General features: G+C 53.7%; 20 protein-coding genes. 6 read left to right on the top strand and 14 right to left on the bottom strand.

Annotation, left to right across the window (positions count from 1 at the left end; genetic code table 11):
* Positions 1-127: 127 nt before the first annotated feature.
* Positions 128-882 (top strand): IS5 family transposase gene (locus QWU00_RS04245; protein WP_304651025.1). Its coding sequence is split into 2 segments (ribosomal slippage): positions 128-467 and positions 467-882, totalling 756 coding nucleotides; the frame shifts between segments, so codons are not numbered across the junction.
* 212 nt (positions 883-1,094) lie between these two features.
* Here QWU00_RS04245 and QWU00_RS04240 read toward each other — a convergent pair.
* The gene (locus QWU00_RS04240) at positions 1,095-1,451 is read right to left on the bottom strand and encodes an energy transducer TonB (RefSeq protein ID WP_150395714.1); all 357 of its coding nucleotides are present in this window, start codon (positions 1,449-1,451) and stop codon (positions 1,095-1,097) included.
* A 594-nt stretch (positions 1,452-2,045) separates the two neighbouring features.
* On the opposite strand from QWU00_RS04240, the gene QWU00_RS04235 reads away from it, so the two are divergent.
* Complete coding sequence (locus QWU00_RS04235) at positions 2,046-3,014, top strand: MIP/aquaporin family protein (RefSeq protein WP_231551619.1); 969 nt, start codon at positions 2,046-2,048, stop codon at positions 3,012-3,014.
* A gap of 127 nt (positions 3,015-3,141) precedes the next feature.
* Here the strand turns inward: QWU00_RS04235 and QWU00_RS04230 are convergent, their stop codons facing one another.
* Positions 3,142-3,681, bottom strand: coding sequence for an RcnB family protein (locus tag QWU00_RS04230; protein ID WP_231873651.1), 540 nt, complete (start codon positions 3,679-3,681; stop codon positions 3,142-3,144).
* Between the two features lie 195 nt (positions 3,682-3,876).
* The gene (locus QWU00_RS04225; RefSeq protein ID WP_035378611.1) at positions 3,877-4,254 is read right to left on the bottom strand and encodes a hypothetical protein; all 378 of its coding nucleotides are present in this window, start codon (positions 4,252-4,254) and stop codon (positions 3,877-3,879) included.
* 367 nt (positions 4,255-4,621) lie between these two features.
* Here QWU00_RS04225 and QWU00_RS04220 point away from each other — a divergent pair, with 367 nt between their 5' ends.
* A complete protein-coding gene (locus QWU00_RS04220; RefSeq protein WP_254906877.1) occupies positions 4,622-4,750 on the top strand; it encodes a hypothetical protein in 129 nt (42 codons plus the stop codon).
* Between the two features lie 82 nt (positions 4,751-4,832).
* Here the strand turns inward: QWU00_RS04220 and QWU00_RS04215 are convergent, their stop codons facing one another.
* The gene (locus tag QWU00_RS04215; protein ID WP_150395713.1) at positions 4,833-5,081 is read right to left on the bottom strand and encodes a hypothetical protein; all 249 of its coding nucleotides are present in this window, start codon (positions 5,079-5,081) and stop codon (positions 4,833-4,835) included.
* A 113-nt stretch (positions 5,082-5,194) separates the two neighbouring features.
* Positions 5,195-5,404 carry a hypothetical protein gene (locus tag QWU00_RS04210; protein WP_035378606.1) on the bottom strand — a complete coding sequence of 70 codons (210 nt, stop codon included), beginning with the start codon at positions 5,402-5,404 and terminating at the stop codon, positions 5,195-5,197.
* Between the two features lie 123 nt (positions 5,405-5,527).
* On the opposite strand from QWU00_RS04210, the gene QWU00_RS04205 reads away from it, so the two are divergent.
* On the top strand, positions 5,528-5,989 hold the full coding sequence (locus QWU00_RS04205; RefSeq protein WP_035378604.1) for a hypothetical protein: 462 nt from the start codon (positions 5,528-5,530) through the stop codon (positions 5,987-5,989).
* Positions 5,990-6,073: 84 nt separating this feature from the next.
* Here the strand turns inward: QWU00_RS04205 and QWU00_RS04200 are convergent, their stop codons facing one another.
* Positions 6,074-6,568 (bottom strand): Spy/CpxP family protein refolding chaperone, encoded by a 495-nt coding sequence (locus QWU00_RS04200; protein WP_035378602.1) that lies wholly within the window; start codon positions 6,566-6,568, stop codon positions 6,074-6,076.
* Between the two features lie 437 nt (positions 6,569-7,005).
* On the opposite strand from QWU00_RS04200, the gene QWU00_RS04195 reads away from it, so the two are divergent.
* Together QWU00_RS04195 and QWU00_RS04190 are read left to right on the top strand one after the other, a co-directional pair.
* A complete protein-coding gene (locus QWU00_RS04195) occupies positions 7,006-7,176 on the top strand; it encodes a hypothetical protein (protein WP_169794909.1) in 171 nt (56 codons plus the stop codon).
* A gap of 858 nt (positions 7,177-8,034) precedes the next feature.
* On the top strand, positions 8,035-8,859 hold the full coding sequence (locus QWU00_RS04190; protein WP_035378601.1) for a toll/interleukin-1 receptor domain-containing protein: 825 nt from the start codon (positions 8,035-8,037) through the stop codon (positions 8,857-8,859).
* Between the two features lie 33 nt (positions 8,860-8,892).
* Here QWU00_RS04190 and QWU00_RS04185 read toward each other — a convergent pair whose 3' ends face one another.
* The 8 genes from QWU00_RS04185 to QWU00_RS04150 form a co-directional block, all read right to left on the bottom strand.
* Positions 8,893-9,075 (bottom strand): hypothetical protein, encoded by a 183-nt coding sequence (locus QWU00_RS04185; protein ID WP_231551618.1) that lies wholly within the window; start codon positions 9,073-9,075, stop codon positions 8,893-8,895.
* A gap of 102 nt (positions 9,076-9,177) precedes the next feature.
* The gene (locus QWU00_RS04180) at positions 9,178-9,882 is read right to left on the bottom strand and encodes a hypothetical protein (RefSeq protein ID WP_150395712.1); all 705 of its coding nucleotides are present in this window, start codon (positions 9,880-9,882) and stop codon (positions 9,178-9,180) included.
* Positions 9,879-10,436 (bottom strand): lysozyme, encoded by a 558-nt coding sequence (locus QWU00_RS04175; protein ID WP_187668698.1) that lies wholly within the window; start codon positions 10,434-10,436, stop codon positions 9,879-9,881. The genes QWU00_RS04180 and QWU00_RS04175 overlap by 4 nt, the downstream gene beginning before the upstream one ends.
* Positions 10,437-10,652: 216 nt before the next feature.
* Entirely contained in the window at positions 10,653-10,937 is a 285-nt protein-coding gene (locus tag QWU00_RS04170; RefSeq protein ID WP_150395740.1) for a hypothetical protein, read from the bottom strand.
* A gap of 69 nt (positions 10,938-11,006) precedes the next feature.
* Complete coding sequence (locus tag QWU00_RS04165) at positions 11,007-11,657, bottom strand: hypothetical protein (protein ID WP_238706732.1); 651 nt, start codon at positions 11,655-11,657, stop codon at positions 11,007-11,009.
* Positions 11,658-11,659: 2 nt separating this feature from the next.
* Positions 11,660-12,997: a hypothetical protein gene (locus tag QWU00_RS04160; protein WP_052051258.1), complete on the bottom strand. Its 1,338-nt coding sequence runs from the start codon at positions 12,995-12,997 to the stop codon at positions 11,660-11,662.
* Positions 12,997-13,725: a hypothetical protein gene (locus QWU00_RS04155; protein WP_238706733.1), complete on the bottom strand. Its 729-nt coding sequence runs from the start codon at positions 13,723-13,725 to the stop codon at positions 12,997-12,999. The genes QWU00_RS04160 and QWU00_RS04155 overlap by 1 nt, the downstream gene beginning before the upstream one ends.
* A 38-nt stretch (positions 13,726-13,763) precedes the next feature.
* On the bottom strand, positions 13,764-15,389 hold the full coding sequence (locus tag QWU00_RS04150; protein WP_035379091.1) for a hypothetical protein: 1,626 nt from the start codon (positions 15,387-15,389) through the stop codon (positions 13,764-13,766).
* Position 15,390 lies beyond the last annotated feature (1 nt).

The raw sequence follows: 15,390 nt of genomic DNA, 5'->3' as shown, positions 1-15,390 counted from the left end.
GGGCAGACAGTCAGCTTCAAACTTGTCCCCTAGGGCGTGTCGTCAGTTAAACGGGGGGATTATGAAGCTTGTACTCCCGTTTGATCTGTGATGTTTTCTTCCTGTTTCTGGAACGGGGAGAGTGTGAATGCGACGGTATGGTTTGAGCGATGGTCAGTGGGAGCGAATAAAAGATCTTCTCCCGGGTCGCGAAGGTCATGTCGGTGGGACGGCTGAGGATAACCGTCTGTTTATCGAAGCCGTGCTGTATCGTTACCGTGCAGGCATTCCCTGGCGTGATCTGCCTGCCCGGTTCGGGGACTGGAAGAACGTGCACCGGCGGCTGCGTCGCTGGTGCGAAGGCGGCGTGATCGAGCGGATTTTCCGGCATCTGGCTGCTGACCATGACAACGAATACATGATGATCGACAGCACCATTGTCCGTGCTCACCAGCATAGCGCGGGCGCCCGTAAAAAAGGGGGGCGGATCAGGCCACCGGGCGGTCCCGTGGCGGACTGACCACGAAAATCCATGCCATTGTCGATGCCGCGGGAAAGGCTGCGGCTCTTTCCCTGACGCCCGGACAAAGGGCCGACATCACAGAAGCAGAGCCATTGCTCGATGAAGTCGATCCCGAGGTCTTCATCGCCGACAAGGCTTATGATGCCGATCCCCTCATCGAAAAGCTTGAAGAGCGGGGGATCACACCGGTTATTCCGTCAAAGAAAAACCGACGCAATCCACGGAAAATCCTCTTCTCGCTTTATAAAAAACGAAACATCATCGAACTCTTCTTCGCCAGACTTAAACAGTTCAGGGGTATTGCAACACGATATGACAAGCTGAAGTCAACTTTCCTCGCAGCCGTGCAATTCGTCTCCGCCATCATTGGAATTAACTGACGACACACCCTAGCTTCTTGGCACCATTCGGAGGCCCATCCCAAAAGCTTCATGCGAGGAAAACCAGACGTTCCATGGTTCCATGTACGCCATAACGATTCATCATCTCACTGAAATACGAAGGGGTGTCGCAATGTTCAATGGACACTCTTCGCTATCCACTTTTTCAAATCCGCATCGTTCATGGAAGACGCCTATCCAAAAAGCCTGAACTAATTATCTAACTTGAAATTCATAATCATGCGATGATTCCGTTCAACAATAGGAACACCGGCCTTGGTTGCTGGCGCGTATCTCTCGCGCCGACAGTATTCTAGAGCACTTTCGTTGAAGTCGGAGTTTGTGCTGGAAACCACATGGCAATTTACGTTGCGCCCTGTTGTGTCAATATCAGACATGATCTCAACGTGACCCATCGCATTTTTCTTGATCAGTTTCTCTGGGTAGACAGGGCCATTATAGATACGTTTCGGGGTATCTAATTTCGCTCCCTGCGCCCAAACAGGGCTTGGTAAGGTCGCACAGCTTGCAACCGCAATAGTAAAGAAAATCGGCATTAAACGCTTCAAATTCACCTCCTGTTAAATGCCGGTGAGGATAGCGGTACCGGGAGAGATAGGAAACGTCTTCCTGTAAGGTGCTGTCAGGCTTACTTCGCCTACCCAGATTGGTTGGAGGGTTGGAATGAAGACGGAAGCCAAGATAAAAGCTGCATCAATCTGGAGGGCTCTAAAGGCGTTCCTTTTTAAGTAACATCAGCATCACAACTTATTAATATGGCTGCGGGTAGAAAAGCCGGGATACGGGCTGCAAACCCTCCACGTGAATGTCAGGCTGCCAACGTGGGCCGCATAAGCGTGCATGAAGAGTTCAGAGCAAGGTATGTCTCGAAAACAGGGGGGCAAAATAATCACGGCGGATTTATATCAATAATAATAGTAAATAAGTATTGTAATCATAATGTTTATCAAGAAAACGTTATGTTGAAATTTATGATTATAATAACCATATTCTCTATCAATCATGACGCACACAGCGCAGATATTCAGAATGTGCGTATTGTATGAATATTACTGGAATGCAAGATGCCACAAGACGAGAAGAAAAGAGATTGGTCCCACGTTCTGCCGCATCTTCATTTGCCGCACTTCCACCTTCCACATATCCGATTACCCCACATTCACTGGCCGCATTTCCACATTCATTTTCATGATCGACCGCTGGCGGGGGAGCCGCATCCTGAACGCCCCTTTCACTGGCGGCTTTATGGGTGTGAGATGGTTGCCACTGCGGTGCTCATGGTGGTCGGGCTTGCCTGCGTTATTCTGCTCTCAGCACCCCATTCATGGATAGGGGATCATCTCGCTCTGCATCCTGCCATTCAGGCGGCATTGTGCGGATTATGTTTCGGGCTGGCTGGAACAGTCGCGGCAATGACCCCCTTTGGCAAGGTCAGCGGGGCGCATCTTAATCCATCAGTCACACTGGCTTTCATGCTCTCAAAAAAAATCGTGTGGATTGATGCGCTGGGTTACATCATTTCTCAGATTATCGGTGCTGTTTTGGGAACAGCGCTTGTTTATGGCGCAGGATATTTTCTCTCTTCATGGAAAGTGCATGCGCTGGCCGTGCATTACGGCGCGACCGTGCCTTATACGGGCGTGCCTGTCTGGTTTGCGCTTGGTTCTGAAATACTGGTTACGGGTCTGTTGATTGCCACACTATACTGGTTGGCGGCGCATCCGCGTTTCAAGTGGATCACCCCTTGGATTGGAGGGATCTTCTTTTTTGTGATGAATCCACTTACCGCCTGGATTTCCGGCAACAGTGCCAATTTTGCGCGTTCGTTCGGACCAGATCTGTTTGCAGGTAACTGGAATGGCTTGTGGATTTATCTGCTAGGCCCTTTTATCGGGTCTTCTCTTGCTGTTATCGCCATTCAGGCGGATATATTGGGCAAAATTCATCTTATGGAAGCACGGTTGGTCAATTTCGGGCATCATGGGCGTGTGCCGCATATGGATGACCCGCATTTTGTCCACGCGGCCCCTGAGCATTATGAGGAGTATAAACAGCATCTTCAAATGATCTCAGAATTACAAAAACAACGCACAGTAGAAGATGACATATGAAATTGGTTGGTGAAGGCGGTAGCCTGACACACCAGGATATGTAAGGATTTTTTTATTTCCTGCTTTTACAGGCCATGATGCAAAGGCCACCCGCGCGGAGCGGGTAGCCTTTGTGGGAGAGAAAAAATTAAGGAGCCATGGAAGACGCAATGGCTCCGCTCACCACCCCCGCAATAACACCCGTGGCAATGCTGGTCAGCAGGAACTGATTGCCATACTGGAGCCAGCGGTAACCGGAAGGTGGAGCCCACAGACCGGGCCGCCCGCGCCAGTTATTAACAACCCAGCGGTCACTGTATGGGCCGTCATAACGGTCCCCGCGCTGCCATCTGCGGTTCATGTCATAATTATCAAAGTTATCGCCTCGGCCGCCTCTGGGGCCATGCCTCATCTGGCCGCCCGGTCCACCACGCGGTGGGGGCGGGGGAGTAGCGCGCATGTCTCGGCCGCCTTGTTGATAGAAGCCTCCGCGCTGGTTACCTGGACCAAACTGCTGCGCCAAAGCAGGCGAACCAAGCATCAGGATGCCGGTTGCCAGAAATGCCGCAATAGACTGTGTTTTCACCCGTTTTTCCTTCGCATAAGGGAGCATTCTGTCGTGCAGGGGGAAAATGCCCTCATGCAAACGGTGGCCTGTTTTTGAGGCTGTATTGTGGCGTTGCAGCATGGAGTTCCTCCAACATAGAAGGATAGGTGTCGCTGCCTTCGGTGGGTGTTTTTGTGAGCCCTAAGCGCATGTTTTGCGTTTGGTATTTGCCGCGTATCGGTCTGATTGCGGTGTATCTGTTTTGATACAAATCACATTTTAAAAAAGACGGCCCCGTAAAGCCGCCTTTCTTGAGGGAAACTCTGGAGGAGTAGATCAGTTCTGCTGGTTGCCGTCCTGCTGGTCGTTATCGCTGCGAGACTGGTGGTTGTGGCTACCCCGTTCTCTCCTGTTCTTCCGGTGGCTGCCACCGTTACTGTCTCCCTCTTCACGGTTACCGCGCATGTTGCCCATACGCTCCATGTTGCCGCCCCGCCGATTATCAGAATTGCTCCCCATGCTTTGCATATCCTGCATGCCGCTCATCGGGCCCCGGTCACCATACTGGCTGCCAGTGCCATGCCCGCGTTCACCAGATTCACCATTATGGGAGAAATGACCGTTTTGGGACTGATAGGAAGAGTCATCCTGAGCCTGTGCCATGGCAGGCAGGGCAAGCCCAAAGGCCGCAGCGAGGATAAGTGCTTTTTTCATCTCGTAATATCCTTTCCGCTGGCCAATTTGTTTGCCAGCGTTCAGGCGGACGTTATGGATCAGGATGATTTTAATAAAGGGATGGATGAAAATATCATCTATTCACAAAGGATGTTTTGAAAACCAGAAAATGAACCATGGTGTAATTATGATTATAGGCCGGGAGGGCAGACATATTTACGTTACACACATCGGCCTGATGAGGCTTGTTTGGACAGAATGGGGCATGTACGTTGCTTTATGACGTAAGAGCGCCCGTTTTGTGAGGGTTGTTTCAGGGGGAGGTAAAAAGGCCTCGCAAAAGTGTGTACGCGCTAATGTGGAGCAGGATGACTTTCCGTGCGTTAAAAACGCGGGAGGTATCATTATGACGAAAACTGAAAAAGAGAAGAAACCATCAAAGAAAGAGCGTGAACTTGATGAGTCTCTGAAAGAAAGTTTTCCGGCCAGTGATCCGCCATCACAGGAAGATCCGGATAAAAAGGCAGGGCGTTGATACGGCTGCGCTAGCCTGAAAATCGTGTGGAAAAGCCTGCCACTCCGTGCTGGAGGGCAGGCTTTTTTGTGGAAATACTGCTTCAGTAACCGCCGCCGCCCATGCTGCCATAGGGGCCAGACTGTCTGCCGCCCTGCTGGTTTCCGTAGCCGCCACCAGGGCCGCCGCCTTCCCGGCCACTGTAATGTCCGCCATGTCTGCCACCATTTCCCCCTCCGCCGGGGCCACCAGGACCACCCATTCTGTCGCCTCCAGGGGGCGGAGGCATGCAGGCGGCCAGAGTACACGTTGCCAGAAGAGCAGAAAGGGCAGTGAGGGCTTTCGGTTTCACGAATAACATCTCCAAAAAGCGTATGAGAAAAGAAGCATCCGGTAGGACAACGAAAAATTTATGGCAGAACCAGAGGCAATAAAGGCCGGGATGAAAAAATCAGGAAGCCCACGTCAATTATAAAGGCCAAGCGGGCCAGCAAACATCCATAATCCGGCAATCAGCAAAACGCCTGTCACAATAACGGGGAGGATCACCGCCACCAGAAAACTCCGGTTTGTTGGCTGGGGTGCGGGAATACCTGCCTCGCGGAAAATGGCATCTGCCCGCGCATCCGCTTCGGCATCTTCGGGGTTTTCTTCGGTCCAGTTCTCTTCTGGCATGGGGGAGATACTCCTGCGGCAAATATGTGCGTCTTGTAGCGTAGTCTGACAGAAAGAGCCCTGTTTTCGTCACAATGCTCCCGCACGTCGATCTGGTACAAAAACGAACTGTCAGGCGTGTGAATGATCAAAAATCCGGCCGTGGGCCTTGCGTGTGTCTGCCTGTTTCTGGCGGGATGCGCCTCTCATCGGCATGATGACGCACAGAGTGTCTGCCAGCAAGGGCCATCAGGCCAGGCCCGTCATGGCATGCACGGCACATTTCTCAGCAGTGTAGGAAAAACAGTGGGGGGTGCCATGCCAATGGCCCTGAATGCCATACCCGGTGTAGGGGGTGTGGCGGGTGGCCTTGCCGGTATGGGTATGCAGCAGGCCATGGGTGGCTTTACAGGCGGTCCCGGTCATTCCCTGGGGCAGGATGATGGGTTCCGTCAGAATGGCTTTGATCGGCACAAACCGCCTACTGAGGATGAGGAGGACGCCGCGCAGAGCCAGAGAAACGTTAAAACTATTCCCTGCAGGCCGGAAGAAGACGATATGCCCGATCTGCATGCGGAGGATATTCATATGGAAGAGACGCGCTAGTCTGGTTCGCGCCGATACCGTGGAGCGGAGAAAACCTGCGTGCCATTAAAAAGGCTGCCCCGAGAGGCAGCCTTTCTTGTGGTTTTACTTGTCCGCTGCGGGGGCAGTAGGGGCAGGCGGCGGGGGCGGCGGAAGGCAGGGTGCTTCTTCTTTCTTGGCAGCAATCTGAGCAAGCTGCTTTTTGGTCAGCACATCATGAATTTGCACTTCTTTTTGCAGGTGCTGGGTTTCGCGGTTGGTGCGCAGGGTATCCAACTGCTGCGTAAGCGCTGTGAGCTGGTTGGTATCAACCTGACCTGGTGTGGTCAGTAGTGTGCGGATCTGTTCATGAATGGCGTGTTCCTGTTCCATATCCGCTTTGGGGTCTGGACGGTTTGCTTCCATGATCGCCTTGATCTTCTTTTTCTGAGAAGATGTCAGCTTAACGCCATCCAGAGAGAGGATGTGGCCGTGCGGGTGGCACATGCCATGGTGCGGCGGAGGTGGCGGCGGCGCGGAAGTTTCATCAGCCCGGGCCAAAGAGCCTGCCGCCGTGAACATTCCAAAAGTAAGGGCCGTGGCCAGCAAAGCTTTTTTCATTCCAAATGCCTTATGTCGTCATCAAAGGGAGAGGCACCGTGCAGGCACCTTTCCATAGAGCCATGATAGGAAGGGATATGTGGTGATAAAATGGCGCATTTGTGGAGGAAGCGATAAAATGATGCTCCCGCCTGATCTGGAAGGAAAACGGCTAAAAAAACAGAATTTAATCCAAAAAACGAATAAATAGGAATTATTTAAAAATAAAATAAATCAATATAGTGTGATATAAAACAAGACCAAATTTGTTCTGTTACTTCAGGTATAAAATACAGAATTGACGTATCAAGAAAAAAGAGTAGCCTCCAAAAACAGAGGTTACTGCGTTTCCTGCATAGATGGAGGCGCGGAAACTTCATGTTTTTTATGCTGCCTGTGGCCAAAAAGGCTGGTGAAAAAAGCCGCTTTTCCCACTGGCGCACATTGGAGGCATGGATATGGGCTTGTACGGCGCTATCATTTTTTTCGGGGTGGATCTTATTCTGTTCGGCTTGGGGCTGCATGATATCAGTTTTGCTGCTTTCACAGCCGCATTCGTGTTGCCCGGCATTATTATGGGGGCCTATGCAGGACACGGCGTGAAGCAAGACAATATTGAACAGGCCTGAATTTGTTTTTCAGGTGGCCTGCTGAAACGGGCTGACATCATGCCTGTATGGGACCGCCCATGCAGGCATTTTTTATAGCAGGTGGTTTCGAGCCTGTTCTTAATCTCAACATCTCAACATCTCAACATCTCAACGCGCACGAGAACAGAGCCCTGCTTATTCGTTTATTTCGAAATTAAAGTAAGGGCAGTCCCTTCGCTTCTAAGCGGCACTATAATCCCCATTAAAATGAAGTCACCTAAAAAGCCAAAGAACTTGGGCATCACTAAAAACACGACGGTCAAGTTTACAATTTTTCAGGGAAAACGTTTTAAATCAAAGAATTAAGACAGGCGATGGTGGAGCTGAGGGGAGTGGAATAATTCAATTATATCAAATGGGTAGAGTGTAAATCTCCACAAAAGTGAAGCTATATTTATCAATAACTTATGTAAGCTTTGTAAAACTCAGATAGAGGCACTGAACCAGTCTTCAGCTTAAATGTTTTTGTGCAATCTTGATGTCATCCATTGTTACGCCGCTGCGACAGCCAACGGTGCAACATCATCAGAAGACCGTAAGTAGACTCAGCGAATCATACAGCCAGTATGCTGGAGTCCTAATAAGTCCGTAGGATGAGGCCAAGCAATCTGGATCAAACTTTTGGTTGTGGCAGTAACCAACTGTTATAGGCGATTTAGGACGAACACTGGCTTCCCGATGAAAAAGATGGGATAAGCGTAAGGATGTATTAGGAGGAACATGTTTATTGATTTTGCAGAAATGGAGAAATTAAAAGTATTATATGTTGGTATTTGGTGGAAAAATTAACCAATACAGCATAATTTATCTATCGCAATATAAAAGGAAAGAAATGGTATGAGTCAGAAAAGCATATTTTTATCCCATATACATGAAGAGCAGGAGATAGCTTTATACATTAAGCAGGCTATTGAAGATGAGTTTGGTGGCTTTGTTGACGTATTCGTTTCGTCTGATGGCACGAGTATTCCTGCCGGAACTAATTTCCTACAAAAAATTGAAAATGGCTTAATCAACTGTGTTGGGGCTATTTACCTAATTAGCCCGAAGTCTGTGAATAAAAATTGGATAAATTTTGAATTAGGCGCGATCTGGATTCGGAATGCAATTAATGTGAGAAATGGCGATATCGAAATACCCACGCTTCCTATATGTCACTCCGGTATGGATCCCTCCAGATTGCCGATGCCTTTATGTAGCCTCAATGCAGTTAGAGCAAATGAACCAGCAGGGCTAAGTTTTGCGCTGAAATCTTTGCAGGCGGCCGTTGGAGGAAGAGGAAGTCTCAAAACTGATATAAATGCACTTATTGGAAAAATATCGATATTTGAAAATAATTATACTAAGAATTATAATATTATAAAAGCATTAAAGTTAATGGGATTAAATGAAAATGATATTGAAAGAATACGTTCGGAAGTTAAATTAGCGTCATCACTTCCAAATAAGCCACAAAATTTTTGCTTTCAAAGTATAATAGTAGATCAACACCTATCTGATGATCTGATTTTCTTATCGAAAAATGAATTGAACGGAATTCTATTTCTTGATCTTAAGGGTGTTGCAATGGCTTTTGTAGGGAACCGGCCTCGCAATGGACCAGAGTTTGAGATAAAATTCGCCTTCTCGGCCTTTGCAGAGGCTATTTCTCAAAAAAAGTAGAGACGTGGGCCGCATTTAATGCGGCCCTTAAACTCAAGTAGCCTGCACGGCCTCATTAGCTGCATCCAACTGCTGCCGGGCAAACGCCCATTCATCAGCAGTTGGTTCCCGCCCCTCTTTGATCGGGCGCAGCAGGGCGGTAATATCCTCCACAATCGTGGGGCCGTTTTGGACCAGAGCTTCTACGGCCGAGATGGCGATCTGAGTATAGTTCATCTTCTGTTTTCCTTGGTTTTCTGCCAGTTTTCGCGGCTTGTAAAAAGGGGGTCCATACTGTGGACACCCTTTACAACCATTTTCCCGACGCCGGGAAAATGGTCAGTTAGTGGTAGACGGCAGCAGCTTGCGGGCCGCATCGAGCGCGGCCTGCGCTGCCTCAACGGCAGCCTGCGGCAGCGGATCACCCTTGGCGGCCGCATCATCCAGCGGAGCAATCAGATCATGTGCCCGCTGAAACGCTGGCTTGATCTTGGCGACCACGGCAGGATCAGCCGCCACGTTGTGCTCATAGTCGGCCGCCATCTGGGCTGCGGCTGAGTAAGACAGGCTCAGGCTATAGACTGCCTGCTTGCGCTGGATGAGCTGATCCCCGCTGCATGCCACCAGGCTGCCGGACAGGCCAACAAGCAGGAGCAGACCAGCAGCACCGCCGCCGATTCCGCTGGCCTTTTTTGTTGGGGCAGCAGTGGCAGCCTGCTGCTGGACTACGGCGGCAGCGGCCGCAAGGAGCGCCCCACCTGGCACGGTATCGGATGCCACCTTGATGGCGGCCGGGCCGATATCCTTATGGGTGGTCAGCGCATGCACAATGGCAGCCAGACCGTCCCGATCTGCTGAGAGCTTGGCCAGGATGCCACTGGTGTCAGAGATAGCCAGCAGAGGCAGGGCTGCGCCCAGCAAGGCAATGGATGTGCCCTCTGGCAGCTCGCCAAACCAATCAGCGATACCCGTGCCAATGACAAGAGCCATGGCAATGAGGGTGGTAGGCTGGCGCAGATAAGCGCCGATTTTTGAGAGTTTCATGCGTTTTCTTTCAGGCGGCCGAGCTCGGCCGCGTTGAGATCATCAGTGGGATTGGAGGGAGTAGGGCTGGACGGTGCTGAGGATCCGGCACCAGTTGCGCCGACATACAGATGCCACTCGGCCAGCCTGCGCCTGGTCAGACCAGGCTCGCGGATTAGATGGCCGTTGCGGTGCATGTGATCCCACAGCAGCAACTGCTCTCCGGCCGCGATGGTCTGCCCGGAGTTGAGCAGCCGCAGCAGCGTGGATCCGGCAATGGCCGAGGTGCCCAGATTGTATTGCCAGTCCAGGAGCGCTGCCTCCTGATTGGGCGTGATCCGCACATGGATCAGGGCGCGTAATTTTGTCCGCAGGCCTGCGAGGGTAAACAGCAGCAGATCCTCCGCCTGCTGTTTGGCAATCGGCCGCGTGCGCGCCGTGACGGCGGACCCGTCGGCCAGGCAGCGGTTGCCGTAGCCGATGGTCCAGTAACCGGCCGGACAGATGTACGGACGCAGGGACAGGCCCTCGTATTCGCGCGCCAGTGCAGCCGCGAGAGCGATAGAGTCATTCATTTTGATTTCCAGGTATAAAAAAGGCCGCTCAGTGGCGGCCGGGGTGGACGAGTTTACAGGCGGTAAGGCTAGGATTAGTCCGCCAATGCAAAATGCCCTCAGAAAACTGCCATTTTATATTGCATAGTATCTGGGCGAGTTTTGGAGGTCTGGTTTACAGATGGGCCATTGCTGGTTGTCAGCAGGGCAATTTGCGAACGTGCGCAAACTCGCAAGTTATGGAGCGCTGCCCCAGCCGAGCAGATGCATGATGCCCTGGACAAGCCCCCAGCCGACACCAATGCCGCCGGTGATCAAAAACTGCCTCCAGCCGCGCATGGTTTTAAGCTCCGCCTGAATGGTGGCGATGCCGCTTTTGATGCTGGCAACGTCTGATTTTGCTTCGTCTTGTTTGGCCTTGACCAGAGCCATGTCGCTCTCAAGGGTCCGCATGCGACCATCCATCATGGCAAACTCACCCCGGCCGATCAGATCACCGGGCGGATAATTGGTATCAGGCATCTGTGCCCTTTCCGCAGGCATAAAAAAAGCCGCCTCACCGGGCGGCAGAAACAACAGCAGGACGCTGTATCAGCTCATGATATTTGCCGGCCTGTCCGGCAGTTTTGTGCTGGTGGTGTCCGTGCCATCAGCAATGACCTCAATCGTATCAGCATATGCCAGCATCTCGGCCGTGAATTTCTGGCCCCGGACAAACGCGCGGGATTCCTGCTGCTGGATCCAAGCCAGCTCTGTCTGCGCCTGGACCGAAAGCGGAATGGGTGGCGTGTAGTCGACGATCTCGCCATCCTGCACGCCCCGGCCATTCGGTTTCCGGAATGTGGTAATATCTGCCCAATCCCCGGCAGAGACTGCAATCATGTCTGTGGCCGCGGGCACACTGGCAACGTTGCTCATGGCCCAGGTATCGTACCAGCCCAGCACCGGCGTGGGTTGTGCGGCCGAGAGATCAAAACTGGCATAATAGCGTGCCGGATGCAGCAGTTTGCCATCCTGCACATGGATAGACGGGGCACCCCGCGCCAGAGACCACTGCGCTGGCGTGAGAGCGATCATATCGGCTGCTGCTGGCAGGGCGTTGATCCGGGCATCATCAGCCTGCGTATCAACAAGACTGGTCACAAGCGTGATGCCGGTGGCTGCCCTGTCATACTGTGCATAGTAGCGGGCCGGATAGGCAGAGGCGATCAGGGCCGCACCCGTCAAAGCTGTTTCTGTCATGATTATCTTTTGCCTTTTGCCTGAACATAAATGGCATCATAAGAGCCGTAGAGATTGAGCGTGAAACCCGATGCATCAGGCTCCCAGACGCAGTGATAATGCGCGATCACGCCGCCTGTGACGGCCTGCACCTGAATGGATTGTGGCGCACCGGAAAACGCCTGCGGGAAGCTGATGCGACCGGATGAGACGTTATCCACCCGGAAGCACTGGAGGATATTGCCATATGGCAGGTTGATGATCCGGTCATCACTGGTGGAAAAATCATGATTGAATGATGTGCCCGAATAAATATCCGTCGGGATCTCTGATGTCAGGGCAAACACATTGCCGCTGGCAGTATAGAGACGGTTATCGCTGGAGCGGAACTGCAATTCATGCCAATTTCCATCTGCCCCCTTAACCTGCAATGAGGCGTATTCGTACGATCCGACCAACGTGCGGTGGCAGAAGATGGATGCGCCGGAATACGAATCATTGTATTTGGATATGAACTGCCCAGCCCACGGATTATTGCCCGCAGTGCCAAGATTGCCGCCCCATGTGCCATATCCGGTCATATAGCCATTGTTGACAGTCAGGCCAGCGGAGGCATTGATGGTAAGCCCCCCTGACATGGCATCCCCGCCCTTGCTGACCTTGCCATCTATATTGGCTTGCAGACTGGACTGGGCATTGGTGAGATTGCCCTGGACATTGGCGACATCTGACTGAAAAGCAACAGGCCCTTTAACAGTCGTGATGTTTCCGTTCCATGCAACATACACATCATAGCGTTTGCCCTGATAATTATAGCCCAGGAAATTCATCCCGGAGCGGTTATTATCTGGATCTCCAATCACGTCCGTGATCTGCATCCCGCAAGTAAATGCGGAATTCGCGCTATTGGACGGATTGCCAACAGTCAGGGCAGCCGTCCAACGGAAATCACCTGTATTGGTCCCGCCGAACCAACCGGAGCCATACCCGACATGCACCGGGCCGACTACGGTGAGGCTTTTTTGTAAAATAAGAGAGCCATCCTGACCGAAAATTGGCAGATATTCAGAAGGAATTTCGTTATAGACCTCAACGCCACCGGCAAAGTTCAGAGCTGATGTGCCCCCGCTTGTGGTACCAATGATGGTGGTGCGCGAGAGCGTGCTGGGCGTACCGATTGTGAGTGTGCCGATACCCCATTCGGCACTGGACCCATCGTCGGCAAAGTAAAAGACAGATCCGCCCCCCGGAAAGGCGGCCGAAAAACTGCGTCTGGCGGTGGCTGGACCATTGAGGGTAAAGCTGCCCGTGCCGGGCGCTGTGGCTGTCTCCAGGACATAGTTGCCAAGCTGTGGTGCCATTACAGGCGCTCCGTGAGGGTTAAAGTCAGGGCATGCCGGTCAGCAGCGCCAAAGGGATTGGACAGATCATTGCCACTCAGGCGGCCAAACAGCGCCTTTGCCGCAAGATCAGCCGGAGTGGCGGATGGGTCCGGCAAAAACAGGATGTTTTGCCCGGTGGCCGCCACACGCAGGATCCTGTCCAGGACAACGGTGTCCGCATCGCCATAAGATTGGTGGGCAATGCTCAGCTTGCGCTGATACCAGCGGGCCGAGACAAACTCAGCGCCACCCAGGGTTGTGACACTGTCCTGCCCCAGCGTGCGGTCTGCCGTGCTCTCCGTGCTGTAATTGCGCACTGGCTGCCAGATGGGGCCAGCGTAGGCCAGTGGCACGGATAAAAACCCGTCTGGATTGCCACTATCATTAATAATGATAGTGGCCGTATCACCCGTGACGGCCGTGGGTGCCACCAGCAGGATCTGGCCATTGGCCACCGCCTGCGCCGTGCCCTGCCAGACCGTATTGCCGCCGGACAGAACGGAGACAGTCATGCTGGCCCCGGCCGTCAGGTTCGTACGAAACAGCCCAAAGGCTCGCCAGGGGCCAGCAGGCGGGTGGCTGATGGTCAGCTTTGCCGTTGTGCCTGGCACACGCCAGCCAAGGCTTGCCGCCCCCTGCTGGTTGCGCAGGTTTTCCACCGGCAACGCCGAGACCTGCGCAGAGGCCGTGAGCGCCGCGTCGAGCACGCGGTTCTCCCAGCCCAGTCCACAATTTTCCATTGAGTTTAAACCAGTATTTGAAAGGTGACGGTCTGCTCGGTTGAGCGGATCTGCTCGCTCACTACTCGCCCTAGCTGCCTGTCTTCCAGCCCCGGTGCCGGGGCCGAAATGCCAACCACAGAGCCCAGATCAATTCCCCAGGCGAGATCCTGCGGGATGGTGACCGCCCAGAGACGCCTCTGCTTGCCCCAGAGCGCTCCATGGCGTTGCGCAATGAGGGTGGCATCCGTCTGGCGGGCCAGAGCCGTGGTGACGAGTGCCGGGTCATTGGGTACCCGCCAGTATGCCTTGATGTCTGGAGACCACCAGATGGCCGCCCGATCCGCCACCGCGATGATGGCCTGCCGCGCGGCCGGGGCCTGCGGGTGCAGATTGGAGCCCGTGGTCTGAGTGGTAAAATTGTGCTGCCAGCCAATGCGCCAGCGCCATGTTGGCGGGTCCAGCGAGCTGTCCAGTGTTGCGGCGGCAATCTCCGTGATCAGATCCGCATTAAGCTCCGCCACCGGCGTGGCAGATGGATCCGGCGCTGTCAGCAGGATGGGCCGCAGCGTGCCGGTGCGGGTTGGCACCAGGGTGATGCACAGCCCGCTGAGTAGCGTGCTGACCGCCTGCTTGCCGGTAATGGTTGCTGACCCATCCCAATACCACCCACCCGGCCAGGGCGCGATCGAGGACGTGGCCGGCCATGCCGCATCAAGATACGCCGCAGGCATGACCAGATCCTCCAGCAGCATCTGCCGCAGGATATCCAGCACGTTGGCAGGTGCGGCCCCGGAGCGGAATTTGCCTACCGCATCCACCGTGATGCCATACACAGGCTTGGTGCCCAGCCGCAGCCAGGTGCCAGCGGACCCGGTCTGCACGGTGTAGGTGCCTGGGCTGGGGCTGGAGGCATAGATATCCGCCACCGTACCAGCCGAGGCGATGCCACCCGGATACCCGCCCTCATACAGCGCCGTGATGGAGGCCGGGCCATCCGAGATCTGATAGACATAATTGACGCTATCAATCAGCACGGGCGTGATATTGCACACGGTTCCCCGGATCCGTGGCATGCCCTTGCCTGCCACGTTACTGTCTCCATCCAGTTTGCCTGCCCCGCCATAGACGGAGACCGGCATGCTGCCCTCCAGCCAGTAGGTGGCGTCCAGCAGGTCAATCACCACAGATGTGCGGTCCGGCCGCCAGCTCTTGCCCAGACCGGCAAACACAGGCCGCAGGCTGGTGCTGGCAGGATCTTTCCAAACCCGCCGCACGCCATCCCAGATCTTGCTGCCGGTGTGGATCCGTACCGGCAGATGATCATTGACGCGGGTGGTCAGCAGGCTGTCCATCACGCCACCCGGATTGGCCAGCGTGATGGACCCGGCCGAGAGCGCACCGCCCATGGCATCCGCCGTCAGGGTCAGGCCCCGGTCCAGCGCAAACGCATCCGTCACATAAGGCGGATACGGTATGCCAGCCTCATCCACATACCCACAATCGGAGTAGCGGATGGTGTCCGTGGCCTCTGGATTATGAGCATGACGGCGCAATGTGCCATGTGCCCGCGTGCCGTGGCCATAGGTGGCCGCAAGCGTGCCAGCGGCAGGCTGGACAATGTCCAGCTCTACCGTGCGGATAACTGCCATT

It is taken from the genome of Acetobacter tropicalis (assembly GCF_030644465.1).
Taxonomy (GTDB): domain Bacteria; phylum Pseudomonadota; class Alphaproteobacteria; order Acetobacterales; family Acetobacteraceae; genus Acetobacter; species Acetobacter tropicalis.
This window is presented reverse-complemented; position numbering and strand designations above follow the sequence as displayed.